This is a genomic window from Aeromicrobium chenweiae (assembly GCF_003065605.1).
Lineage (GTDB): Bacteria > Actinomycetota > Actinomycetes > Propionibacteriales > Nocardioidaceae > Aeromicrobium > Aeromicrobium chenweiae.
Map to the genome: position 1 here is coordinate 51,287 of NZ_CP026952.1, position 22,591 is coordinate 73,877.

The 22,591-nt window shown below is 71.0% G+C and carries 23 protein-coding genes; 16 read left to right on the forward strand and 7 right to left on the reverse strand.

What is annotated here, in order from left to right:
* Positions 1-29 precede the first annotated feature (29 nt).
* The 3 genes from C3E78_RS00275 to C3E78_RS00285 are packed head-to-tail and all read left to right on the forward strand — an operon-like array spanning position 30 to position 4,352.
* A complete protein-coding gene (locus tag C3E78_RS00275) occupies positions 30-1,571 on the forward strand; it encodes a carboxyl transferase domain-containing protein (RefSeq protein ID WP_108576439.1) in 1,542 nt (513 codons plus the stop codon).
* A 4-nt stretch (positions 1,572-1,575) separates the two neighbouring features.
* Positions 1,576-3,429 carry an acetyl/propionyl/methylcrotonyl-CoA carboxylase subunit alpha gene (locus C3E78_RS00280; RefSeq protein ID WP_108576440.1) on the forward strand — a complete coding sequence of 618 codons (1,854 nt, stop codon included), beginning with the start codon at positions 1,576-1,578 and terminating at the stop codon, positions 3,427-3,429.
* Positions 3,426-4,352, forward strand: a complete 927-nt coding sequence (locus C3E78_RS00285; RefSeq protein WP_108576441.1) for a hydroxymethylglutaryl-CoA lyase — start codon at positions 3,426-3,428, stop codon at positions 4,350-4,352. The genes C3E78_RS00280 and C3E78_RS00285 overlap by 4 nt, the downstream gene beginning before the upstream one ends.
* 88 nt (positions 4,353-4,440) lie before the next feature.
* On the opposite strand, the gene C3E78_RS00290 is transcribed toward C3E78_RS00285, so the two are convergent.
* Both C3E78_RS00290 and C3E78_RS00295 read right to left on the reverse strand, forming a co-directional pair.
* Positions 4,441-5,115 carry an EcsC family protein gene (locus C3E78_RS00290; protein WP_108576442.1) on the reverse strand — a complete coding sequence of 225 codons (675 nt, stop codon included), beginning with the start codon at positions 5,113-5,115 and terminating at the stop codon, positions 4,441-4,443.
* Between the two features lie 46 nt (positions 5,116-5,161).
* The gene (locus C3E78_RS00295) at positions 5,162-5,932 is read right to left on the reverse strand and encodes an SDR family oxidoreductase (RefSeq protein ID WP_108576443.1); all 771 of its coding nucleotides are present in this window, start codon (positions 5,930-5,932) and stop codon (positions 5,162-5,164) included.
* Positions 5,933-6,066: 134 nt separating this feature from the next.
* On the opposite strand from C3E78_RS00295, the gene C3E78_RS00300 reads away from it, so the two are divergent.
* The 4 genes from C3E78_RS00300 to C3E78_RS00315 all read left to right on the forward strand — a co-directional run bounded on the left by C3E78_RS00300 (position 6,067) and on the right by C3E78_RS00315 (position 9,227).
* Positions 6,067-7,023 carry an aminoglycoside phosphotransferase family protein gene (locus C3E78_RS00300; protein WP_108576444.1) on the forward strand — a complete coding sequence of 319 codons (957 nt, stop codon included), beginning with the start codon at positions 6,067-6,069 and terminating at the stop codon, positions 7,021-7,023.
* Positions 7,020-7,673: a leucyl/phenylalanyl-tRNA--protein transferase gene (aat, locus tag C3E78_RS00305; protein ID WP_108576445.1), complete on the forward strand. Its 654-nt coding sequence runs from the start codon at positions 7,020-7,022 to the stop codon at positions 7,671-7,673. Before C3E78_RS00300 ends, aat begins: the two co-directional genes overlap by 4 nt.
* A gap of 101 nt (positions 7,674-7,774) precedes the next feature.
* Positions 7,775-8,053, forward strand: coding sequence for an HU family DNA-binding protein (locus C3E78_RS00310; RefSeq protein ID WP_056604352.1), 279 nt, complete (start codon positions 7,775-7,777; stop codon positions 8,051-8,053).
* A gap of 76 nt (positions 8,054-8,129) precedes the next feature.
* Positions 8,130-9,227 (forward strand): CPBP family intramembrane glutamic endopeptidase, encoded by a 1,098-nt coding sequence (locus C3E78_RS00315; protein ID WP_108576446.1) that lies wholly within the window; start codon positions 8,130-8,132, stop codon positions 9,225-9,227.
* Here the strand turns inward: C3E78_RS00315 and C3E78_RS00320 are convergent.
* A complete protein-coding gene (locus C3E78_RS00320) occupies positions 9,224-9,541 on the reverse strand; it encodes a rhodanese-like domain-containing protein (RefSeq protein WP_108576447.1) in 318 nt (105 codons plus the stop codon). The two genes, C3E78_RS00315 and C3E78_RS00320, sit on opposite strands and share 4 nt — an antisense overlap.
* A 157-nt stretch (positions 9,542-9,698) precedes the next feature.
* Between C3E78_RS00320 and C3E78_RS00325 the strand changes: the two genes are divergently transcribed.
* Together C3E78_RS00325 and C3E78_RS00330 are read left to right on the forward strand one after the other, a co-directional pair.
* The gene (locus tag C3E78_RS00325; protein WP_108576448.1) at positions 9,699-10,106 is read left to right on the forward strand and encodes an ATP-binding protein; all 408 of its coding nucleotides are present in this window, start codon (positions 9,699-9,701) and stop codon (positions 10,104-10,106) included.
* Between the two features lie 32 nt (positions 10,107-10,138).
* Positions 10,139-10,975 (forward strand): DUF5926 family protein, encoded by an 837-nt coding sequence (locus tag C3E78_RS00330; protein ID WP_108576449.1) that lies wholly within the window; start codon positions 10,139-10,141, stop codon positions 10,973-10,975.
* A 93-nt stretch (positions 10,976-11,068) separates the two neighbouring features.
* Here the strand turns inward: C3E78_RS00330 and C3E78_RS00335 are convergent, their stop codons facing one another.
* Positions 11,069-12,250 (reverse strand): arginine deiminase, encoded by a 1,182-nt coding sequence (locus tag C3E78_RS00335; RefSeq protein ID WP_108576450.1) that lies wholly within the window; start codon positions 12,248-12,250, stop codon positions 11,069-11,071.
* Between the two features lie 93 nt (positions 12,251-12,343).
* On the opposite strand from C3E78_RS00335, the gene C3E78_RS00340 reads away from it, so the two are divergent.
* Genes C3E78_RS00340 through C3E78_RS00355 form a run of 4 tightly spaced genes read left to right on the forward strand, consistent with a single transcriptional unit; the run spans position 12,344 to position 17,006 of the window.
* Positions 12,344-13,075 carry an HAD family hydrolase gene (locus C3E78_RS00340; protein ID WP_108576451.1) on the forward strand — a complete coding sequence of 244 codons (732 nt, stop codon included), beginning with the start codon at positions 12,344-12,346 and terminating at the stop codon, positions 13,073-13,075.
* 11 nt (positions 13,076-13,086) lie between these two features.
* Positions 13,087-15,555 carry a glycoside hydrolase family 65 protein gene (locus C3E78_RS00345; protein ID WP_424922775.1) on the forward strand — a complete coding sequence of 823 codons (2,469 nt, stop codon included), beginning with the start codon at positions 13,087-13,089 and terminating at the stop codon, positions 15,553-15,555.
* A gap of 38 nt (positions 15,556-15,593) precedes the next feature.
* Entirely contained in the window at positions 15,594-15,977 is a 384-nt protein-coding gene (locus C3E78_RS00350) for a hypothetical protein (RefSeq protein ID WP_108576453.1), read from the forward strand.
* Between the two features lie 24 nt (positions 15,978-16,001).
* The gene (locus tag C3E78_RS00355) at positions 16,002-17,006 is read left to right on the forward strand and encodes an adenosine deaminase (RefSeq protein ID WP_108576454.1); all 1,005 of its coding nucleotides are present in this window, start codon (positions 16,002-16,004) and stop codon (positions 17,004-17,006) included.
* Positions 17,007-17,027: 21 nt separating this feature from the next.
* Here C3E78_RS00355 and C3E78_RS00360 read toward each other — a convergent pair whose 3' ends face one another.
* Positions 17,028-18,635, reverse strand: a complete 1,608-nt coding sequence (locus C3E78_RS00360; RefSeq protein ID WP_108576455.1) for a bifunctional phosphatase PAP2/diacylglycerol kinase family protein — start codon at positions 18,633-18,635, stop codon at positions 17,028-17,030.
* A gap of 72 nt (positions 18,636-18,707) precedes the next feature.
* Between C3E78_RS00360 and serS the strand changes: the two genes are divergently transcribed.
* Together serS and C3E78_RS00370 are read left to right on the forward strand one after the other, a co-directional pair.
* A complete protein-coding gene (serS, locus tag C3E78_RS00365; RefSeq protein ID WP_108576456.1) occupies positions 18,708-19,979 on the forward strand; it encodes a serine--tRNA ligase in 1,272 nt (423 codons plus the stop codon).
* The gene (locus tag C3E78_RS00370) at positions 19,976-20,761 is read left to right on the forward strand and encodes an HAD family hydrolase (RefSeq protein WP_199906882.1); all 786 of its coding nucleotides are present in this window, start codon (positions 19,976-19,978) and stop codon (positions 20,759-20,761) included. Before serS ends, C3E78_RS00370 begins: the two co-directional genes overlap by 4 nt.
* 4 nt (positions 20,762-20,765) lie before the next feature.
* Here C3E78_RS00370 and C3E78_RS00375 read toward each other — a convergent pair whose 3' ends face one another.
* Positions 20,766-21,179, reverse strand: a complete 414-nt coding sequence (locus tag C3E78_RS00375; protein ID WP_108576457.1) for a winged helix-turn-helix transcriptional regulator — start codon at positions 21,177-21,179, stop codon at positions 20,766-20,768.
* Between the two features lie 77 nt (positions 21,180-21,256).
* Here C3E78_RS00375 and C3E78_RS00380 point away from each other — a divergent pair, with 77 nt between their 5' ends.
* On the forward strand, positions 21,257-22,144 hold the full coding sequence (locus C3E78_RS00380) for an aldo/keto reductase family oxidoreductase (protein WP_108576458.1): 888 nt from the start codon (positions 21,257-21,259) through the stop codon (positions 22,142-22,144).
* Here C3E78_RS00380 and C3E78_RS00385 read toward each other — a convergent pair.
* Positions 22,141-22,545: a YjbQ family protein gene (locus tag C3E78_RS00385; RefSeq protein WP_108576459.1), complete on the reverse strand. Its 405-nt coding sequence runs from the start codon at positions 22,543-22,545 to the stop codon at positions 22,141-22,143. The genes C3E78_RS00380 and C3E78_RS00385 overlap by 4 nt on opposite strands.
* Positions 22,546-22,591 lie beyond the last annotated feature (46 nt).

Consider the following 22,591-nt stretch of genomic DNA (forward strand, 5'->3'; position numbering starts at 1 on the left):
GTCAGGTTAATGACTGTTAACCTGACGCCATGCGTGAACTCGTCGAGCAGCTACGTGACCGCCTCGCCACCGTCCGCGAGGGCGGCAGCCAGGCCGCCCGCGAGCGCCACGTGGCCCGCGGCAGGCTGCTCCCGCGCGACCGGATCGACCACCTGCTCGACCCCGGCTCGCCGTTCCTCGAGCTCGGCGCCCTCGCGGCGTACGACATGTACGGCGGCAGCGTGCCCAGCGCGGGCATCATCACCGGCATCGGCCGGGTCAGCGGCCGCGAGTGCGTGATCGTCGCCAACGACGCGACGGTCAAGGGCGGCACCTACTTCCCGATGACGGTCAAGAAACACCTGCGCGCGCAGACCGTCGCGGAGGAGAACCACCTGCCGTGTCTGTACCTCGTGGAGTCCGGCGGTGCGTTCCTGCCGATGCAGGACGAGGTGTTCCCCGACCGCGAGCACTTCGGGCGCATCTTCTACAACCAGGCGCAGATGTCCGCCAAGCGGATCCCGCAGGTCTCGGCGGTCCTCGGCTCGAGCACCGCCGGCGGCGCGTACGTCCCGGCGATGAGCGACGAGACCGTCATCGTCAAGGAGCAGGGCACGATCTTCCTCGCCGGCCCCCCGCTGGTGAAGGCCGCGACCGGCGAGGTCGTCACCGCCGAGGACCTCGGCGGTGGTGACGTGCACGCGCGCACGTCCGGCGTCGTCGACCACCTCGCGGACGACGACGAGCACGCGCTGCAGATCATCCGCTCGATCGTCGGCACGTTCGAGCGCCCGACCAGCGAGCCGCCCCCGCACGAGCCGGTCCCGCCGCGGGAGGACCCGCAGGAGCTGTACGACGTCGTGCCGGTCGACTCGCGCACCCCGTACGACGTGCGCGAGGTCATCCGCCGGGTCGTCGACGACTCGCGCCTGCACGAGTTCAAGCCGCTGTACGGCGAGACGCTGGTGTGCGGATTCGCCCGGATCGAGGGCTACCCGGTCGCGATCCTGGCCAACAACGGCATCCTGTTCAGCGAGTCCGCCCTCAAGGGCGCGCACTTCGTGGAGCTGGCCAACCAGCGCGGCATCCCGTTGGTGTTCCTGCAGAACATCACCGGCTTCATGGTCGGCCAGGAGTACGAGAACCGCGGCATCGCCAAGGACGGCGCCAAGCTCGTCACCGCCGTGGCGTCGTCTGTGGTCCCGAAGTTCACCGTCGTCATCGGCGGCTCGTACGGCGCCGGCAACTACGGCATGTGCGGGCGGGCGTACGACCCGCGGTTCCTGTGGATGTGGCCCAACGCCAAGATCTCGGTGATGGGCGGCGAGCAGGCCGCAGCGGTCCTCGCGACCGTCAAGCGCGACGGCATGGAGTCCCGCGGCGAGGACTGGTCCGCGGAGGACGAGGCCGAGTTCCGCGCACCGATCCGTGACCAGTTCGAGTCCCAGGGCTCGGCCTACTACTCCAGCGCCCGGCTGTGGGACGACGGGATCATCGACCCCGTCGACACCCGGCGCGTCCTCGCGATGGGCCTGCAGATGGCCAGCGCCGTACCGACCCCCGAGCCCCGCTTCGGGCTCTTCAGGATGTGACCGCATGACCTTTTCTTCTGTGCTCGTCGCCAACCGGGGCGAGATCGCCCGCCGCGTGATCCTGGCCTGCCGTGAGGCGGGTCTGCGCAGCATCGCGGTCTACGCCGATGCCGATGCCGACGCCCCGTACGTCCAGCTGGCCGACGACGCGGTGCACCTCGGCCCGACCCCGGCCACCGAGTCGTACCTGTCGATCGAGCGGCTGCTGGCCGCGGCGGCCGAGTCCGGCGCGGAGGCGGTCCACCCCGGGTACGGCTTCCTGTCCGAGCGGGCCGAGTTCGCCCGTGCGGTCGTCGACGCCGGGCTGGTGTTCATCGGCCCGACCGCCGAGGTCATGGACGCGATGGGGCGCAAGGACCGCGCCCGCGCGATCGCCGAGAAGGCCGGCGTGCCGGTCACGCCGCAGTTCGCGGCCGACGACGTCCCGGCCGACGCGTACCCGGTGCTGGTCAAGGCCGCGGCGGGCGGCGGCGGCAAGGGCATGCACATCGTCCGCACCCCCGACGGGCTCTCCCGGGCGATGGAGTCGGCCCGACGCGAGGCCGCGGCGGCGTTCGGCGACGACACGCTGCTGGTCGAGAAGTACGTCGAGGCCGGACGCCACGTCGAGGTGCAGGTCTTCGGTGACACCCACGGCCACGTCGTCCACCTCTTCGAGCGCGACTGCTCGGTGCAGAGGCGTCACCAGAAGGTCGTCGAGGAGGCGCCCGCCCCCGGTCTGCCGGACGACGTCCGGACCACGTTGCACGAGTCGTCCGTGGCGCTGTGCCGCGAGGTCGGCTACACCGGCGCCGGGACCGTCGAGTTCCTCGTCGCCGACGGGCAGGCGTACTTCCTCGAGATGAACACCCGCCTGCAGGTCGAGCACCCCGTCACCGAGGAGATCACCGGTCTCGACCTCGTGCAGTGGCAGCTGGCCGTCGCCGCGGGTGAGCCCCTGCCGCTCGCGCAGGACGAGATCACGGCCGAGGGGCACGCGATGGAGGTGCGGGTCTACGCCGAGGACGCGTACGCCGGGTTCCTGCCGCAGGCCGGCCACGTGCTGGACGTCGTCTGGTCCGACCACGCACGCGTCGAGTCCGACCTGGCGGCCGGCGCCGACGTCTCGACGGCGTACGACCCGATGCTGGGCAAGCTGGTCGTCCTGGGCGTCGACCGCGAGGACGCCCGGCAGCGGCTGGTGGACGTCCTCGACGACTCGGCGGTGTTCGGCGTCACGACCAACCTGGGGTTCGCCCGCGAGCTCGTGGCGAGCGAGGCGTTCGCGGCCGGTGAGATTCACACCGCCTGGCTCGACAGCCCCGCGTCCGCCGAGCTGCTGGCGCCGCCGTCGGTGCCCGAGGACGCCGTCCGCACCGCTGCTGCCCTGTGGGCCCGTCACGGCCTGGCTGGCGCCGACGACCCGTTCGGACGGCTCGACGGCTGGCGGTCCGGCGCCGACCCCGCGCCGGTCCGCGTCGCGCTGACCGACGAGACGGGCCGGCTGTGGTCGTTCGGTCTCTCCGACGACGAGATCGACGACGTGGACGCGCTGGCGCTCATCGACCGCGACCGCATCACGATCGCGTGGCAGGGCCAGACCTGGCTGCTGGAGACCCCCGACCCGATGCGTGGCGGACACCGCCGCAGCGCCGCGACCGACGCCGACCTGGTGTCCCCGATGCCGGGCACGGTGCTGCGGGTCGACGTGGCCGAGGGCGAGGCGGTCGTCCTGGGACAGCAGCTCGGCGTGGTCGAGGCGATGAAGATGGAGCTGGCCATGACCGCTCCCTACGACGGCGTCGTGACCCATGTGGGAGCGACCGCCGGCGACCAGGTGCCGATCAAGCACCTGCTGTTCTCGGTGGAGCCGGCATGACGCGGCCCATGGTCGTCCGCGACCCGGCCCTGCCCGCCGCGGTCACGATCTACGAGGTCGGTCCGCGCGACGGGCTGCAGAACGAGTCGGCGATCGTCCCGCTGGAGGTCAAGACCGAGTTCGTCGAGCGGCTGGTCGCCGCCGGGCTGCCGATCGTCGAGGCCACGAGCTTCGTCCACCCGAAATGGGTGCCACAGCTCGCGGACGCCGCCGAGCTGGTCGCGCGGCTGCCGATGGACGGCGCGGTGCCGCTGCCGGTGCTCGTGCCCAACGAGCGCGGCCTCGACCGGGCGCTGGAGTCCGGCGTCCGGCACATCGCGATCTTCGCCAGCGCGACCGAGGCCTTCGCCCTCAAGAACCTCAACTCCACGCTGGACGACCAGCTCGCGATGTTCGAGCCCGTCGTGGCCCGTGCGCGGGCGGCCGGCGTCGACGTGCGGGCGTACGTGTCGATGTGCTTCGGCGACCCCTGGGAGGGTGCGGTGCCCGTGGACCAGGTCGTGTCGGTCGGCCGGCGCCTGCTCGACCTCGGCGCGTCCCAGCTGTCGCTCGGCGACACGATCGGCGTCGGGACCGCGGCCCACGTGCAGGAGCTCGTCCGCCGGTTCGAGGCGGCCGGCACCGGCACCGAGTGGCTCGCGATGCACTTCCACGACACCTACGGTCAGGCCCTGGCGAACGCCCACGCGGCGCTGCAGGTCGGCATCACGACGTTCGACGCGTCCGCTGGCGGGCTGGGCGGGTGCCCTTACGCGGAGAGCGCGACCGGCAACCTGGCGACCGAGGACCTCGTCTGGATGCTCGACGGTCTCGGCATCGAGCACGGGGTCGATCTGTCGTCCCTGGTCGAGACCAGCGTCTGGATGTCCCGGGTCCTGCAGAAGGAGCCGGCCAGCGCGGTTGTCCGAGCCCTCGGCGCCTGACGTCCCCCGAGTGGCGCAAAGCGTCCCCCGAGTGGCGCAGTTCTGGACGACACGCCGTCCAAAAAGCTCACATCTGCGCCACTCGCGGTCAGGGGCGGAGGCGGCGGTCGCGGAGCTCGCTGGCGGCGTAGGTGCCGATGGTCCAGGTGGCGTACGCGTCGCTGGAGGCGCCGACCGCTCCGCCGAGGAACGGGATGCGCCGGCCGATCAGGGTGACCGCGCGACGACCGGCGGTGCGCCCGACCAGCTCCGAGGTCACCTCGCGCGACAGGGTCTCGTCCAGCACCGGGTCGTGCACCGGCGACGTGGCCAGCGCCATCGGTGAGGACGGCAGCCGGTGCGACTTCACGAGGGACTTCACGGCGTCCTCGCCCAGCATGCAGGCGAGGATCGCGTTGCGGACGCGCGGGTTCTCCAGGTCGTACCCGCGCAGGTGCGCGATGCCGGCGACCAGGTGGCACTGCACGATCGTCACCCCCGCCACGTTGGCGGGGACGGCGATCGCGGCGGTGCTGATGCCGCCGAGGTTCGTGACGAATCCCTGGACGCCGGCCAGGGAGGCGTGCATGCGCACGAGCGCGCCGATGGCCTTCTCCACGTCACCGTCGGCGTCGACGAGCTTGGTGTCGGCGGACGAGGCCGCCGAGCGCAACGGCCCGAAGCCGTCGATGGCCCGGTCGAGCACGGTGCGGACGTATCCGGAGGCGAACGACGGCGCGAGCTTGGCACCCGCCCCGACGGCGACATTGCGGCGAAGACCCATCCCGCCAGCATAGGAGCGCGAACCCAACCCGGCCCCCCGGGAGGAATCAGCGCTGGCGTGTGGGACGCACGACGATCTCGTTCACGTCGACGTCCTCGTCCTCGCCGATGACGTACGACACGGCCCGCGCGATCGCGAAGGGCGAGATGCTCGCCGCCCGGTACGTCTTCATCGCCTCGGCCGCACCGGGCTCGGTGATCGTCGAGGCGAGCTCGGACTCCACGACTCCCGGCGTGATCGTGCTGACGCGGATGTACGGCGGCGACTCCAGCCGGAGGCCCTCGGTGATCGCCCAGGCGGCGTACTTGGTGCCCGAGTAGACCGCACTGGTCGGCACGACCTGGTGGGCCCCGATGCTCGCGGTCGTGATGAACAGCCCCCTGCGCTGCTGCTCGAAGACCGGCAGCGCGGCGGCGATCGTGTGCAGCAGGCCGACCACGTTGACGTCGACCATCCGCTGCCACTCCTGCACGAGCAGGGAGTCCAGCCGCGACAACGGCATCACCCCCGCGTTGGCGAAGACCACGTCCACCCGGCCGAACCGGTCACGCGTGGACTCGATCAGGTGGGTCACATCGGACTCGACCGTCACGTCGACCTGCGCCGTCACGAGACTGCCGCCGCTGGCCTCGGCGGCCTCGCTCGCGCGTCTCTGCAGGTCGTCGAGCCGGTCGGTCCGCCGCGCCGCCGCGACGACGTGGTGGCCCTGGACGGCGAGGTGCAGTGCGGTGGCCTCGCCGATGCCGCTGCTGGCGCCGGTGATCACGACGACCTTCCGGTCGACGGCGGGCGAGTGGGTGCTGGTGGTGGTTGTCATGTCGTCGATGCTGGCCCGGGCGTCCCTCTCCAGGAAGGCCGTCGTCCTCCTAGGTGCTCGACACCCTGGGTCGTGTCCGGCCGACCGGGAGCGGACCGCCCGCGCTGGACGACTCCTGGCCCTACCCTTGGGCCATGGAACGCCCGTTCTCCGAGCGCGTCGCGCACGACGACTGGCGTCGTGCCGCCGAGGAGTGGGTCCGCTGCGAGCTCGACCGGTCCGGGCGCCGGGTCACCGGGACGATCGAGCAGCCCCGCATCCGTCCCTGGTCGACCCAGCTGACCATCCCGACGGACGTTGGGCCGATGTGGTTCAAGGCCACCTGCGCCGCCCAGGCGTTCGAGCCCGCCCTGCAGGCCGAGCTCGCGCGCATCGCCCCCGACGCGGTCGAGCGCCCGTACGCGATCGACCCCGCGCGCGGCTGGATGCTGACCGTCCACCGCGGCGAGACCCTCGCCGACGCGCATGAGGCCACCGCGGACGACTGGGTCCGCGTCCTGCGCCAGGCCGCGGAGCTCCAGCGCGCCGCGGCCTCCGAGGCGCACGCCCTGCTCGCGACCGGGCTGCCCGACTGCGGACCCGGGACGGTCGTCAGCCGCTTCGACCGGATCGTCGAGGTGCTCTCGTCCCTGCCCGAGGAGCACCCCGCCCACGTGCCGGCCGAGCTCAGGTCCGAGCTGCTGGCCGTCCGCCCCCGCCTGGTCGACGCCGCCGACCTCCTCGCCGCGTCCCCGCTCCCGGCGACGTGGCAGCACGGCGACCTGCACCCCAACAACGTGTTCGCGTGCGACGGACGCGTCTTCGACTTCGGCGACTCCCAGTGGGCCCCCGCGGTGGAGATGCTGAGCGTCCCGTACGGCTGGATCACGACCCAGAGCCAGGTGTCGTGGCCCGACGTCCTGGCGGCGTACTGCGACGTCTGGGGCACCACGGTCGCCGCGGTCCGGCCCGAGTGGGACGCCGCGGCGTACACCCAGCCGGTCAACCGGACGCTGCTGTGGTGGAGCTGCCTGCAGGAGGCCACCGCGGCCGAGTGGGCGGAGTGGGGAGACGCGCCGCTGCACCACCTCTCGCGGGTGCTGGACCCGTGACCCGCAGCGAGCTCCCGCCGTCCCCGTGGCTCTTCGACCCGTCGGAGTGGCCCCCCGAGGACTGCGTCGCCGCGGGCGCCGACCTCGCCCCCGGGACCGTGATCGAGGCCTACCGTCACGGGGCCTTCCCGATGCCGCACGAGGGTGAGCTGCTGTGGTGGTCGCCCATGCGCCGCGGCGTCCTCGTGCCGTCCGACCTGCGGGTGAGCCGCTCGCTGTCGCGATCGGTGCGCCGCTTCGACGTCACGCTGGACGAGTCGTTCGAGGAGGTCATCGACGCGTGCGCCGATCCCTCGCGGCCCGGCGCGTGGATCGACTCGCCCATCCGCGAGGCGTACGTCCTGCTACACCGCCTGGGCTGGGCCCACTCGGTCGAGACCCGGGACGCCGACGGCACGTTGGTCGGCGGCCTGTACGGGCTCAGCGTGGGAGGACTTTTCGCCGGGGAGTCCATGTTCCACCGCGCGACCGACGCCTCGAAGGTGGCGCTCGTGGGTCTGGTCGACGTGGTCGGGCCGGACGGCCTGATCGACACCCAGTGGAGCACGCCGCACCTGGCCTCGCTCGGGGTGACCGAGTGGCCGCGCGATCGCTACCTCGAGGCGATCGCCTCCTTGGTCGATGACCCTCCTCCCCAGGTCTGGGCCTGATATCACGGGGATATGTGAGCTGCCGAGGCCGGGGGGCGCATGGGCTGTCGGCGTCGCTTCATAGAATGACGCCCACACACCATCACTCACTAGGAGCTTTTGTGGCTATCTCACGCAACGACCTCGTCGCTGCCCTCGCTTCGAAGGCCGGCACCAGCAAGGCCGACGCCGACGCGGTTCTCTCGTCCTTCAGCGAGATCCTGCTCGACTCGGTCGCCAAGGGCGAGAAGGTCTCGATCCCCGGCATCCTGTCGGTCGAGCGCGTTGCCCGCGCTGCCCGCACGGGCCGCAACCCCTCGACGGGCGAGACGATCGACATCCCCGCCGGCTTCGGCGTGAAGGTCAGCGTTGGCTCGCGCCTCAAGGCCGCCGCCAAGTAGGACCGCACGACTCCAGCAACGCCACCGGGCCTCGGCCCGGTGGCGTTGCTGCGTCCGGGGTGTGAGGATCTGCGGCATGGCGACCCCCTATCAGCGGCAGGCCCGCGAGACGCCCGCCTACGCCTGGTGGAAGCTCCCGGTCGTCGGGCTGCTCACCGTCGTCTTCTACCTCGGCCTGACGATCGTCCTCGTCGTCGCGGGCGCGACCTATCTGGCGATAAAGGGCGGCGGCACGACGGTCGAGGACTGGCTCGACGCCACCGGCGACCTCGACCTGGCCCACCTCGACTTCTTCGTGCTCGACCTGCTGGGCCTGGCGATCCTCACCCCCGCGCTGCTGCTCGCGGTGCTGGTGGTGGGGCCGCGGCCGGTCGGCTACTTCTCCTCGGTCGCGGGCCGGCTGCGCTGGGGCTGGCTCGCGCGCACCGCGGCCATCTCGTTCACGGTCTTCATCGTGACGATCGGCGCGTCCGTCGCGATCGACGCGGCGAACGGCGAGGACGTCGACATCGGCACCGGCGACCGCGGGCACATGGTCCTCGCGATCGTCCTCGTGCTGCTCGTGGTGCCGTTCCAGGCCGCGGCCGAGGAGTACGTGTTCCGCGGCTACGTGCTGCAGCTGGTCGGGTCGTGGACCCGGTTCGCGGCCATCCCCGTGATCGTGTCGGTCCCGATCTTCGTGGCCGGCCACGCGTACGAGCTGTGGGGCCTGGTCGACGTCGGCATCTTCGGCCTCACCGCCGCGATCCTGGTGATCCGCACCGGCGGGCTCGAGGCCGCGATCGCGGCGCACGTCGCCAACAACGTCGTGCTGTTCGTCCTGGACGCCCTCGGGACCATCTCGGCGTCGGACGACACCGGCGCCACCGCGATCGACGTGCTGCCGACCGTCGTCTCCAGCGTCGTGCTGCTGGTCTGGATCGAGTGGTCCGCGCGGCGCCACGGCATCCAGCGCACCCGTGAGCCGCTGCCGGTGCCACCGCCACCCCAGGCGCCGATGTGGCCGCCTCCGCCCTGGGGGCTGCCCCAGGACGTCGCACCGTGGCTGCTGGTGCCGCAGCACGCCCCGCAGCAGGTGCAGCAGCCACCGGTCCCGCCCCGAGCGCCAGCGCCGCCGCTGCACCCGGGCACCCCGCCGTACCCGGGCGAGATCGACCCGGACTGGGGTCGTTAGGCCACGATCGGCCGGCCGGCCTGCTCCCAGGCCTCCATGCCGCCCGCGACGTTGGTCGCGTCGAGTCCCTGGGCCTGCAACCACTGGGTCGCGCGGGCCGAGCGCCCGCCGAGATGGCACACCACGAGCGTCGGGACGGTGGGGTCGAGCTCGCCCACGCGGGCCGGCAGGTCACCGAGCGGGATGTGCGTCGCGCCGTCGATGTGCCCGGCCTGCCACTCGTTGTCCTCACGGACGTCCAGCACCAGGACGCCGTCGGGAATGGGGCTGGGGACGTCGCTCACGTCGACCGTCGGGATACCTGCTTCAGTCATGGATCCATCCTCCCTCTCGTCGTGTCATCGGACACTGCCGGGCGACGGATGCGAGAAAAAGTGGCAATGTACCTCTTGAAGTAGTTACTTTGGACTGTAGGCGTGCCGTCGCGTGCGAACGAGACGGCCTTTTTGCGGCAACTCACGGAAGGGTGGCATGAGCAGCTTGAACACCGCTCACGACACGATCCGGCTCCCGTTCGTCATGTCCACTCCGGGCATCGCTCGGACGCGCCTGGCAGCCTTCCTCACGGTTCACGGCGCCTCCACCACCGTCATCGACGACGCGCTGATCGTGATCAGCGAGATGATCGCCAACGCGGTGTGCCACGGCCTCCCCACGCCGGACGGGACGATCGAGATCTCCTGGGCCATCAAGGACGGCCTGCTCGAGCTCAGCGTCCACGACGCAGGCCAGGGCGCCTCGCTCAAGCCCGTCGACTTCGACGAGGACTCGCTCAGCGGTCGCGGTCTGTCGATCATCAACCGGGTGGCGGACCGCTGGTGGGTCGACATGTCGGCCGGCACCAAGGTCAACGCCGAGCTCGCGATGTCCGCTCACTGACACTTCGCACCGACCCCCTAGACTCGCCCGTCATGGGCAAGAAGTCGCGCGTCAAGAACAAGGCCGCCAAGAAGGAGCGCATGCCGTTCGTGGCGCGCACCTTCGAGGGACTCCCCGGAGAGGCTGACTGGGTCGCCCTCCGCGAGTTCGTCCCGTCGGCATCCGGCACCATCACGCTGAAGAGCGGTGAGTCGGTGCGCATCTGCTCGCTGCTGCCGGGCAACGGTCCGGGCATCCGTCGTCCCGACGGCGAGATCTGGGTCGGCCTGCAGGTCGCCCACAACTTCGGCGACATCAGCCGCGACCTCGCCCACGTGGTCGAGCTCGCGCTCGAGACCGAGCCGGGCAACCCCGTCCGCATGACGGACCCGGGTGTCGGTCCGCGTCTGCAGGACCTGATTGCGCCCGACAGCGGCTTCGACGTCGAGGTCCACGACGGCTTCGACTACTGGGTGGCCGGCGTCGACGACTCCGAGGACACCGCCGCGATGATCGCGGACGCCAACGAGACGATCGCCCCGACGGTCAAGCTGTCCTCGGTCGAGGGCGCGTACTGGACCGAGATGGGCCCGCAGCGCTTCCTGCGCTGGATCATGACCCACGACGAGACCACCCTGCTCAACGCGCTGGCCCGGCTGCACGCCGCCGGCGAGGACACCCTCGGCGAGGGCACCAAGCTGATCGGCCACTTCCGCGCCCACGGCCTGCTCGTGCCCGTCTGGGAGTTCGAGCACGACGCCGCCGACCTGGAGGCCCCGGCGCAGGAGTTCCAGAAGCGGCTCGAGACGGCGCTCGCCGACGACTCGCCCCTGACCTCCGAGCAGCGCTCGGCCCGCGGCGCCCTCATCAGCCGCCAGGTCCAGGTCTGACCCCACCGCGCTGGGCCTGACGTTTCGACCGACACGCCGACGGCGTGTCTGCACAAACGTCAGGCCCAGCGCGGTTTGGCCCAGCGCGGTTTGCTAGTCCCGGTCGATCGGGCAGGACATGCAGCGCGGTCCGCCGCGGCCGGAGCCGAGCTGGTCGCCGCTGATCGCGATGACCTCGATGCCGTGCTCCTCGAGCCGGGCGTTCGTCTGCTCGTTGCGCTCGTACGCCACCGCGAGGCGCGCGTCGATGGCCAGGGTGTTGTTGCCGTCGTCCCACTGCTCGCGCTCGGCCGTCACCGGGTCGAGGCCGGTGTCGATCTGGTGCAGCGTGTCGATGCCCATCGCGGCGGCCGCGGCGGAGAAGAACGACGACTCCTGGCCCAGGACGAACCGGCCGTCCTCCCAGGTCAGCGGGACGGCCCGCAGGTTGTCGGCCATGTTCGGGTAGATGACGACGGTGTCGACATCGACCATCGTGACGATCGTGTCGAGGTGCATCGTGGCGCGCTCCTGCGCGATCGGCACCGCGAGGACGGTCCGGGCGAGGTCCTCGGTCAGCACCTGGCGGGCGAACCGCTCGAGGCCCGCGGGCGTCGTCCGCTCGCCGATGCCCACGGCGATGACGCCGGGCGCGAGCTCCAGCACGTCCCCGCCCTCGAGGTGCTCCAGGTGCGGCCCGTGGACGACCGGCGTGCCGGCGAAGCGCGGGTGGTGCCGGTAGATCAGGCCGGTCAGCTGCGTCTCGCGCGCCCGGGCTGGCATCGCGAGGCTGGTCACCGCGACGCGGTCGCGCAGCCAGACCGACGAGTCGCGGGTGAACAGCAGGTTGGGCAGCGGGTTGATGAGGAAGTCCTCGGGCTGCATGAGGTGGTTGGCGACCGAGCCGTCGACGCGCACCTCGTCGTTGCGGAGGCCCGCCATCAACAGCTCGGCGAGCTTGCCGGGGTCGGCCGCGTGCAGGTGGCTCTCGATCCAGGACTGCAGGCTCGGTCCGACGAACAGGTCCTTGAGCGTGCTGGCGATGATCTCCTCGCGCGCCGCCTCGATCTCGAGGGTCGTCGTGAGCAGCTCGGTCAGGTAGAGCACCTCGACCGAGTGGTCGCGCAGCGCCTGCGCGAACGCGTCGTGCTCGTCCTGCGCACGCCCCAGCCACGGGATGCCGTCGAACAGCAGCTGGTCGTTGTTGCGGGGGGTCAGTCGCCCCAGCTCGGCGCCGGGACGGTGCAGCATGACCGTCCGTAGTCGTCCGACTTCGCTGTCCGCTCCGAGAGTCATGCGGACAGCGTAGTGATGGCCTCGGCCAAGTTGTGGCGAGTGTTGCACTCGTTCCGCTAACGGGAAGGGCCCTGACGTGCGTAGGCTCATCAGGTGGACTGGAATGAGTACGATGCGGCGCTGTTCGACCTCGACGGCGTGATCACGCCGACCGCCGAGGTGCACATGCGCGCCTGGGACAAGATGTTCAACGACTTCCTGCGCGATCGGGGGGTCGAGGAGCCGTACACGGACGCCGACTACTTCACGTACGTCGACGGCAAGCCGCGCTACGACGGGGTGCGTTCGTTCCTCGCCTCTCGCGGCATCACGCTGCCCGACGGCGACCCGTCGGACCCCGCGTCCGCCGAGACGGTGTCCGGTCTCGGCAACCGCAAGAACGCCGACCTCGAGGAGATCCTCGCGAAGGAGGGCGTCTCGCCCTATCCGGGCTCCGTCAAGCTGGTGAAGGCGCTCGCCGAGCGCGGCACCAAGATGGCGATCGTCTCCAGCTCGCGCAACGCCGCCGCGGTGCTGACCGCCGCCGGCATGATCGAGCACTTCCCGGTCATCGTCAGCGGCAAGGAGGCCGGCGAGCGCGGCCTGGCCGGCAAGCCCGCCCCCGACACGTTCCTGGCGGCGGCCGAGGATCTCGGCGTGCCGAAGGAACGCGCGGTCGTGTTCGAGGACGCCCTGTCCGGCGTCGCGGCCGGACACGCCGGCGACTTCGGCCTCGTGATCGGCGTGAACCGCGGGGTCGGCGCCGACGCGCTGATCGAGCACGGCGCCGACGTCGTGGTCGACGACCTCGCCGAGCTCGTCGAGGGCGCCGAGGTGACCGCATGAGCCCGTCGCACATCGCCCCGCAGGCGATGGACTTCCTGGATCGCACGCGCTACCCCGTCGACGAGTGGGCCCTGGTCGAGCGGCGCATCGACACCGACGACCTCGGCGCCACCGAGACACTGTTCTCGGTCGGCAACGGCTACCTCGGTCTGCGCGGCAACGTCGAGGAGGGCCGCGACTCGTACTCGCACGGCACCTTCATCAACGGCTTCCACGAGACCTGGCCCATCCAGCACGCCGAGGAGGCCTTCGGCTTCGCCCGGGTCGGTCAGACGATCGTCAACGCGCCGGACGCCAAGGTCATCCGTCTCTACGTCGACGACGAGCCGCTGCTGCTGCCGATCGCCGACCTCATGCAGTACGAGCGTCGCCTCGACTTCCGCAGCGGCGTCATGACCCGCGAGATCCTGTGGCGCACGCCCGGCGGCAAGCGGGTCCAGATCCGGTCACGCCGCATGGTCTCGTTCACGCAGCGCCACCTCGCGGTGATGACGTTCGAGGTCACCATGCTCGACGACTACGCCCCCGTGGCGATCTCGTCGCAGATCCTCAACCGCCAGGACGGCGAGGACGAGTACCACGTCCGCTCCAAGTCCATGGGCGAAGGCGTCGACCCCCGCAAGGCCGGCCAGATGCGCCACCGCGTGCTGATGCCGCAGAGCAACTACGGCAACGTCGCCGACGGTCGGGTCGCGCTGGGCTACCAGTGCGCCGAGAGCGGCATGACGATCGCGGTCGCCGCCGACCACCGGCTCGAGACGACCAACAGCTACACCAAGCGCATCCAGACCGACGACGACCTGGCCAAGATGACGTACCGCATCGACGCGGAGCCGGGCCAGCCGATCACGCTGACCAAGTTCGTCAGCTATCACACCTCGCGCGGCGTCCCGTCCCGCGAGCTGCTCGACCGCTGCCGTCGTACGCTCGACCGCGCCCAGGACGAGGGCCTGGAGAAGCAGCTCGAGGACCAGCGCACGTGGCTCGCCGACTTCTGGACCCGCTCGGACGTCGAGATCCCCGGCCAGCCCGAGGTGCAGCAGGCGACCCGCTGGAACCTGTTCCAGGTCGCCCAGGCGTCGGCCCGGGCCGAGGGCACCGGCATCGCCGCGAAGGGCGTCACCGGCTCCGGCTACGGCGGCCACTACTTCTGGGACACCGAGGTCTACGTCCTGCCGTTCCTGACGTACACGACCCCGCGGATGGCCCGCAACGCCCTGCGGTTCCGGTACACGCTGCTGGACGCGGCCCGCAACCGGGCCAAGCAGATGGCCCAGCAGGGCGCGCTGTTCCCGTGGCGCACGATCAACGGCGAGGAGGCCTCGGCCTACTACGCCGCGGGCACCGCGCAGTACCACATCGACGCCGACGTCTCGTACGCCTTGAGCCAGTACCTCGCGGCGACCGGCGACGTCGACTTCCTGACCCGCGAGGGCATCGACATCCTCGTCGAGACCGCCCGCATGTGGGTCGATCTCGGCTTCTGGCGCAACGAGGCCGACGGCACGTTCCACATCCACGGCGTGACCGGGCCGGACGAGTACACGACGGTCGTCAACGACAACCTCTTCACCAACGTCATGGCGCGGTTCAACCTGCGCCGGGCCGTCCAGGCGGTCCGCGAGCTGGTCGAGCGTGACGGCGTCGAGTACGAGGAGGTCGTCAAGCGGCTCAAGCTCGACCTCGCGGAGGTCGACGACTGGGAGCGCGCCGCCAACGACATGGCGATCCCGTACGACGAGCACCTCGGCGTGCACCCGCAGGACCAGCACTTCCTCGAGCGTGAGGTCTGGGACCTCGCCAACACGCCGCTCGACAAGCGTCCGCTGCTGCTCAACTACCACCCGCTGGTGATCTACCGGTTCCAGGTGCTGAAGCAGGCCGACGTCGTGCTGGCGCTGTTCCTGCAAGGCGAGCACTTCACGCCCGAGGAGAAGCGGGCCGACTTCGAGTACTACGACCCGATCACGACCGGCGACTCGACGCTGTCCGCGGTCGTGCAGTCGATCATGGCGGCCGAGGTCGGCTACCACGACCTGGCACTGCGCTACTTCCTCTCCGCGCTGTACGTCGACCTCGCCGACCGGCACCAGAACACCGCCGACGGCGTTCACGTGGCGTCCACGGGCGGCGTGTGGAGCGCACTGGTCAACGGCTTCGGCGGGTTCCGCGACCAGGGCGGCCGGTTCACGCTCGACCCGCGCCTGCCCGAGACCTGGGAGTCGCTCACGTTCCGGCTCACGCTGCGGGGCACCCGCGTGCGCATCGACGTCCACCCGGACCGGGTCGACTTGTGCATCGAGGACGGCAAGGAGGCCACCCTCGTCATCCGCGGCCAGGAGGTCACCGTGACCCCGGGCGACCCGGTGTCGGTGCCGCTCGACGGCCACGGCCCGCGGCTCGAGGGCGAGCCCGCTCCCGTCCCGGGTCGTCGCCGCGCCGACGGCACGATCATCGCCGCGATCGTCCCCGGCACCTGATCCACCCGCTCGGGGGCCGGACGTGCGAAAATCGTCAGGTGATCACCGTGAAGTGGAAGACCGCCACCGGCGCGACCGGGGAGACGCAGCTCTCGGGTGACGACAAGTGGACGTTCGGGCGCACCGGAGGGGCCGATGACCTCACGGTGTCGGTCGACAACCCGGCCGTCAGCCGCACGGCGCTGGTGATCCGCGACAGCGGCCCGGGCCCGGTCGTGTTCCGCGGTCAGACCGACAACGGGGCCAAGGTCGCCCTGGTCAGCGTCATCGGGTCGACGACGTGGCTCGACGAGGGCACGGCGGGCAACCTGACCGCCGAGGAGAACCGGGTCGAGCTCTCGATCCAGGACGAGGTCGTCGTGACCGTCGACGTCGAGTTCGACGACCGCGGCTCGGTCGTGGAGCGCCGGCAGGCCCAGTAGACCCGGCCTCGATAGTCTCGGGCCATGTCGTTCGAGACCGGTCTGCCCAAGGCTGAGCTGCACGTCCACCACGTCGGATCCGCGTCGATGCGGACGGTCGCCGAGCTGGCGGAGCGACACGCCGGCTCCACGACCGTCCCGACGGACCCGCAGAAGCTGGCGGAGTTCTTCACGTTCACCGACTTCGCCCACTTCATCGAGGTCTACCTCTCGGTCGTCGACCTGCTGCGCACGCCCGAGGACCTGTGGACGCTGACGTACGACGTCGCCCGCGACCTCACCGCGCAGAACGTCCGGTACGTCGAGCTGACCTGCACGCCGTACACCTCGATCGCGGTCGGCATCAGCGCCGAGGCGTACTGCGAGGCGCTCGAGGACGCCCGCCGTCGAGCGGAGGCCGACTTCGGCCTCACGATGCGCTGGATCTTCGACATCCCGGGCGAGTCCGGGCTGCCCGCCGCGGACGTCACGCTCGACACCGCGCTGCGGCTGCAGCCCGACGGGCTCGTGGGCTTCGGCCTCGGCGGCCCCGAGATCGGCGTGCCGCGCCCGCAGTTCAAGCCGCACTTCGACCAGGCGCGTGCCGCGGGACTGCACAGCCTGCCGCACGCGGGCGAGTCCACCGGACCGCAGACGATCTGGGACTCCCTGGAGGCGCTGGGCGCCGAGCGCATCGGTCACGGCATCGCGGCGGCGCAGGACCCGGCCCTCATGGCGTACCTCGCTGAGCACCAGATCCCGCTCGAGATCTCGCCGACCTCGAACATCCGCACCCGGTCGGTGCCGTCCATGGACGCGCACCCGCTGCCGACACTGGTGGCGGCCGGCGTCCCGGTGTCGATCAACTCCGACGACCCGCCGATGTTCTCCACCACGATCAGCCACGAGTACGAGGTGGCGCGCGACCTTCTCGGCCTCGACGACGCCGGCGTCGCCGACCTGGCGCGAGCCGGGGTCCGTCAGTCGTACGCCCCGGACGCCGTCAAGACCCGGCTGCTCGCCGAGATCGACGCGTACGCGATCTCTTGACCCGCCCCGACCGGGGCGCGCCTACGCCGCGGCGGGCCCCACCGGGACGCGCACCAGCAGGACGCCGGGCTGCACCTGGGCGGTGATGACCTGGCCGTCACCGACCGGGTCGCCGTCGAGCTGCATCGGCACGGGCTTCTCGGCCTTGATGACGACCTTCTGGCCGATCAGGCGGTCGAGGCGCTCGTTGGTGCGCTTTTGCCGTCCGATGACGCGCACGATGATCGCGAGCCAGCCGATGAATCGCTTCGGTGCGATGACCACGACGTCGAGCATGCCGTCGTCGATCTGCGCGTCGGGCAGCAGCGGGATGCCGCCCTGCAGGAAGCCGACGTTGCCGACGACGACGGTGCGGGCGCGGAACTTGCGCGGCTCGCCGTCGTCCACCGAGATCTGCACCTTCATCGCCGGGAAGCGGGCGGCCTTCACCCCGCTGACGAAGTACGCCAGCCAGCCGACCTTGCTCTTGAGCTGGTCGTTGACGCCGGTCATGATCGCGGCGTCCATGCCGAGCCCGGCCATGACGAGGAACGTCGTGCTGGTGCCGGTGTCGGTCTCCAGCACGGCCAGGTCGATCGCCCGGTCCTGGCCGCCGAACGCGACGTCGAGCGCGTCACGGGCGTTGAGCGGGATGCCGAGGTTGCGGGCCAGCAGGTTGCCGGTGCCGTGGGGCAGGACGCCGACCGCGACGCCGGTACGGGCGACCTCCTCGCAGACCGCGCGGACGGTGCCGTCGCCGCCCGCGGCGATGATGAGGTCGACCTCCTCGTGCAGGGCCGCGTTGGCCTGGCCGTGGCCCGGGTCCTCGATCGTGGTCTCGTACCAGAGCGGCTCGTGCCAGCCGTTGAGCTCGGCGACCGTGCGCACGCGGGCCTTGAACTCCTCGACGTCGCCGACCTTGGCGGGGTTGAGCACGACCGCGGCCCGGCGGCGTCCCGAGCCGGTGATGATCGCGAGCTCGTGCGGCAGGCGGGCGGCGTCCGCGACGACGAGGATCCACAGGCCGAGGGCGATGACCAGGCCCAGGCACAGGCCTGCGACGACGTCGCTGAGGTAGTGCACGCCCAGGAAGACACGGCTCGCGCCGACGCCGATCGCGAGCAGGCTGAGCACGGAGATGAGGATCCGCCGCTTCCAGCCGCGCCCGGTCAGCACGATCGCCAGCAGCACCAGGACCGTGAACGTCATCGCGGCGCCGGTGGAGTGGCCGCTCGGGAACGAGTAGCCGCCGATCTCGTGCAGGGGCTCGTCGAACGCGGGACGGTCGCGGCGGAACGCGAGCTTGACCAGTGCGTTGCCGCCGATCGCGACCACCCCGGACAGGACGATCCAGAGCGCGACGGCCCGCTCGTGGCGCGTGAGGGCGAAGATCGCCAGCAGCGCCAGCACGATGCCGCAGACCAGGTTGCTGAAGACGACGGCCACGACCTCGAGGAAGTCCACGAGGCCCGGACGGCCGCCCGTGACGTCGTACGCCCAGTCGGCCACGTCGCGGTCGAGCTGCACGATCGGGGACGCATCGGTGGCGACGCAGACGGCCAGCACGGCGAAGATGACCGTGGGGACGGCCAACAACCAGGCCAGCACAGCGTGGCTGCCGGGGTCGGCTCGACGCAGGTCAAACGTCACGGGTCCTCCTCAGGGGTCGGTCAACTCTAATCGACTGAAAACGCGCCGTGCCCCGGGCGATAGGCTGACACCGTGATCGACGCCCGAATCCTGAGAGACGACCCCGATGCCGTGCGCGCTGCCCAGCAGCGCCGTGGACTGCCGACCCAGCTCGTCGACGAGCTCATCAGCGCGGACGAACAGCGTCGATCGTCGATCGTGGCGTACGAGGCGGTGCGCGGCGAGCAGAAGAACCTCGGCAAGCTCATCCCCAAGGCGCAGGGCGACGAGAAGCAGCAGCTGCTCGCGCGCACCAAGGAGCTCAGCCAGCAGGTGAAGGAGGCCGAGGCCGCACAGGTCCAGGCCGCCGAGACGTTCGATCGCCTGATGAAGTCGCTGCCCAACCTGGCCTCGCCCGACGCCCCCGAGGGCGGCGAGGACGACTTCGTGGTCCTGGAGACCGTCGGCACGCCGCGCGACTTCGCCGCGGAGGGCTTCGAGCCCCGCGACCACCTCGAGCTCGGCCAGATGCTCGGCGCGATCGACGTCGAGCGCGGCGCCAAGGTCAGCGGCTCGCGGTTCTACTTCCTCACCGGCGTCGGCGCGCAGCTCGAGCTCGCGCTGACCCAGCTCGCGATGAGCAAGGCCGCCGAGTGGGGCTTCACGCCGGTCATCCCGCCCGCGCTGGTCAAGCCCAGCGCGATGGACGGCACCGGCTATCTCGGGCAGGGGTCGGCCGACGACGTCTACTACCTCGAGAAGGACGATCTCTACCTCGTGGGCACGTCCGAGGTGCCGATGGCGGCCTACCACTCCGACGAGATCCTCGACGCGGACTCGCTGCCGCGTCGCTACGCCGCGTTCAGCCCGTGCTTCCGCCGCGAGGCCGGCTCGTACGGCAAGGACACCCGCGGCATCTTCCGCGTGCACTGGTTCGACAAGGTCGAGATGTTCGTCTACACGACGCTCGAGCAGTCCTACGACGAGCACCAGCGCATCCTGGGCTGGGAGAAGGCCTGGCTCGACGCCCTCGAGCTGCCCTACCGCGTCATCGACGTCGCCTCGGGCGATCTCGGGCTGTCGGCCATCCGCAAGTTCGACTGCGAGGCGTGGATCCCCACGCAGGGCAAGTACCGCGAGGTCTCCTCGGCGTCCAACACCACCGAGTTCCAGGCCCGCCGCCTCGACATCCGCGTGCGCGGCGACGAGGGCACGACGCCCGCGGCGACGCTCAACGGCACGCTGTGCGCGATGACCCGCACGATCATCGCGATCCTCGAGAACGGTCAGCAGGCGGACGGCTCCGTGCGCCTGCCGGCGGCGCTGCACCCCCTGCTGGGCGAGGTCCTGAGGCCGCTGCCGTGACCGGCTGGACGCCCAAGCTGGTCGCGCTCGACGTCGACGGCACGCTCGTCGACAGCTCGAACGAGATGAGCCCGGCCGTGCGCGAGGTCGTGCGGGCGGTGCGCGACTCGGGCATCCAGGTGGCCATCTCGACCGGCCGCGCGATCCCCGGCGTCGTCAACACCACCGAGAAGCTGGGCTTCACCGAGGGCTATGCGGTCGCCAGCAACGGTGCCGTCGTGTTCTCGTACGACCCGGTCGAGGTGCTGCACGCGGTCACGTTCGACGCGAGCGACGCGGTGCGCCGGGTGATGGAGTACGTCCCCGACGCGATCGTCGCGGTCGAGGAGCTCGGTGTGGGGTTCCGGGTCAACCGGCCGTTCCCCGACGCCGAGATCAGCGGCGAGTACACCGTCGAGCCCATCGAGGCGCTGATGGCCGATCCGGTCACCCGCGTCGTGATCCGCTCCACCGACCACACCGCCGAGGAGTTCACCAAGATCGTCGAGGACCTCGGGCTGATCGGCACGAACTACTTCATCGGCTACTCCGCGTGGCTCGACCTTGCGCCGGAGGGCGTCTCGAAGGCGTCCGGCCTGGAGCTCCTCACCGACCGCCTCGGCATCGCCCAGGCGGACGTCCTCGCGGTGGGCGACGGCAACAACGACATCGAGATGCTGCAGTGGGCCGGTCGCGGAGTCGCGATGGGTCACGCACCGCTCACGCTGACCGAGGTCGCCGACCACGTCACCGGGTCGATCGACGACGACGGCCTGGTCGACGAGCTGCGCCGCTACCTGTAGCCGCTCAGACCGTCCGCGCCTCGTACGCCGCGCGGTTCGCCAGCACCTCGTCCATGTGGGTCTCCGCCCAGCCCTTGAGCTGGCGCACCATGAGGTGCAGGGACATGCCGAGCTCGGTGAGCTCGTACGACACCGTGACCGGGACGGTGGGCGTCACGGTGCGGGTCAGGAGCCCGTCGGCCTCCAGAGACCGCAGGGTCTGGGTGAGCATCTTCTGACTCACGCCGGCCAGCTCCCGCGACAGCTCGGAGAAGCGCAGCGCGCGCGGGTCGCCGCCGCGTCCGAGGGCGCACATGATCAGGGCAGCCCACTTATCGGAGATCCGGTCGAGCAGCTTGCGGCTGGGGCACGTGGCCAGGAACGCGTCGTAGTCGTTCTTGGCCTGGACCTTCTTGGCGGCCGCGGTGGTCGTGGGCATCGGACTCTCCTTCGGGTGACCTAGGCACCTTCAGGTGCCTTCTTCCCAACGGGAAGCGACCTGCCCAGTATGGACCCATGACCACACTCCCCACCTCACTTCCCGGCGGCACCTGGACCATGGGCGACCTGGACGTCACCCGCTTCGGCTACGGCGCGATGCAGCTCGCCGGCCCCTGGGTCATGGGCCCGCCGGCCGACCACGACGGCGCGATCGCCGTCCTGCGGGAAGCCGTCGAGCTCGGCATCACCCACATCGACACCAGCGACGCGTACGGCCCGCGCGTCACCAACGAGCTGATCCGCGAGGCGCTGCACCCGTACCCGGGCTCGCTGCACGTCGTGACCAAGGTCGGTGCACGCCGCGACGACCAGGGCGGCTGGCCAACCGCACGCGAGCCGCACGAGCTGCGCCGCCAGGTCGAGGAGAACCTGGCGTCCCTCGGGCTGGACGCGCTGGACGTGGTGAACCTGCGCCTCGGCAACGCCGAGGGACCGCAGCCCGAGTCGATCGCCGCGGCGTTCGAGACGCTCGTGGAGCTGCAGCAGCAGGGCGTCATCCGGCACCTCGGCGTCAGCAACGCGACGCCGGAGCAGGTCGCCGAGGCGCAGGGCATCGGGCCGATCGTGTGCGTGCAGAACATGTACAACCTGGCCCACCGCGCGGACGACGACCTGATCGACCGGCTCGCCGCCGAGGGTGTCGCGTACATGCCGTTCTTCCCGCTCGGCGGCTTCACCCCGCTGCAGTCGTCCGCGCTGTCCTCGGTCGCCGGCCGCCTGGACGCCTCGCCGATGGCGGTCGCGCTGGCCTGGCTGCTGCAGCGGTCGCCCAACATCCTGCTCATCCCCGGCACGTCGTCGTTCGCCCACCTGCAGGAGAACGTGGCCGGTGCCCGACTCACGCTCGCCGCCGAGGACCTGGTCGAGCTCGACCGGATCGGTCGCGAGCAGGCAGTCGGCTAGCCCGCGAGGAAGCTGAGCCGCACCTGGCGGTCGGGGTTGTCGACGTTGGTGTCCACCAGGCACACCGACTGCCAGGTGCCGAGCGTCATCCGGCCGTCGAGCACCGGGACGGTCATCGACGGTGCCAGGAACGCCGGCACGACGTGGTCGCGGCCGTGGCCGGGCGTCCCGTGCTGGTGGACCCACCGGCTGTCGCGCGGCAGCAGGTCGTCCAGCGCGGTGAGCAGGTCGTCGTCGCTGCCGGCTCCGGTCTCGATGATCGCGACGCCCGCGGTGGCGTGCGGGACGAAGACGTGCAGCAGCCCGTCGCCGCGGCCGCGGCAGAACTCGGCGCAGTCGCGGGAGAGGTCGTGAACGACGGAGGTGCCGCCCGTGCGGACGTCGATCGTGATGCTGTCCATGCTCCGAATCCTCCACGACGGTTCCGAGTCCGGCATCCTGAGGTTG

What these genes read in the sequence shown, in the direction of transcription:
- C3E78_RS00320 (WP_108576447.1), bottom strand. Translation starts at nt 9,541, where the DNA reads ATGACTGAAGCAGGTATCCCGACGGTCGACGTGAGCGACGTCCCCAGC.
- C3E78_RS00280 (WP_108576440.1), top strand. Translation starts at nt 1,576, where the DNA reads ATGACCTTTTCTTCTGTGCTCGTCGCCAACCGGGGCGAGATCGCCCGC.
- C3E78_RS00315 (WP_108576446.1), top strand. Translation starts at nt 8,130, where the DNA reads ATGGCGACCCCCTATCAGCGGCAGGCCCGCGAGACGCCCGCCTACGCC.
- C3E78_RS00300 (WP_108576444.1), top strand. Translation starts at nt 6,067, where the DNA reads ATGGAACGCCCGTTCTCCGAGCGCGTCGCGCACGACGACTGGCGTCGT.
- C3E78_RS00275 (WP_108576439.1), top strand. Translation starts at nt 30, where the DNA reads ATGCGTGAACTCGTCGAGCAGCTACGTGACCGCCTCGCCACCGTCCGC.
- C3E78_RS00380 (WP_108576458.1), top strand. Translation starts at nt 21,257, where the DNA reads ATGACCACACTCCCCACCTCACTTCCCGGCGGCACCTGGACCATGGGC.
- C3E78_RS00355 (WP_108576454.1), top strand. Translation starts at nt 16,002, where the DNA reads ATGTCGTTCGAGACCGGTCTGCCCAAGGCTGAGCTGCACGTCCACCAC.
- C3E78_RS00385 (WP_108576459.1), bottom strand. Translation starts at nt 22,545, where the DNA reads ATGGACAGCATCACGATCGACGTCCGCACGGGCGGCACCTCCGTCGTT.
- C3E78_RS00325 (WP_108576448.1), top strand. Translation starts at nt 9,699, where the DNA reads ATGAGCAGCTTGAACACCGCTCACGACACGATCCGGCTCCCGTTCGTC.
- C3E78_RS00330 (WP_108576449.1), top strand. Translation starts at nt 10,139, where the DNA reads ATGGGCAAGAAGTCGCGCGTCAAGAACAAGGCCGCCAAGAAGGAGCGC.
- C3E78_RS00285 (WP_108576441.1), top strand. Translation starts at nt 3,426, where the DNA reads ATGACGCGGCCCATGGTCGTCCGCGACCCGGCCCTGCCCGCCGCGGTC.
- C3E78_RS00295 (WP_108576443.1), bottom strand. Translation starts at nt 5,932, where the DNA reads ATGACAACCACCACCAGCACCCACTCGCCCGCCGTCGACCGGAAGGTC.
- C3E78_RS00375 (WP_108576457.1), bottom strand. Translation starts at nt 21,179, where the DNA reads ATGCCCACGACCACCGCGGCCGCCAAGAAGGTCCAGGCCAAGAACGAC.
- C3E78_RS00290 (WP_108576442.1), bottom strand. Translation starts at nt 5,115, where the DNA reads ATGGGTCTTCGCCGCAATGTCGCCGTCGGGGCGGGTGCCAAGCTCGCG.
- C3E78_RS00335 (WP_108576450.1), bottom strand. Translation starts at nt 12,250, where the DNA reads ATGACTCTCGGAGCGGACAGCGAAGTCGGACGACTACGGACGGTCATG.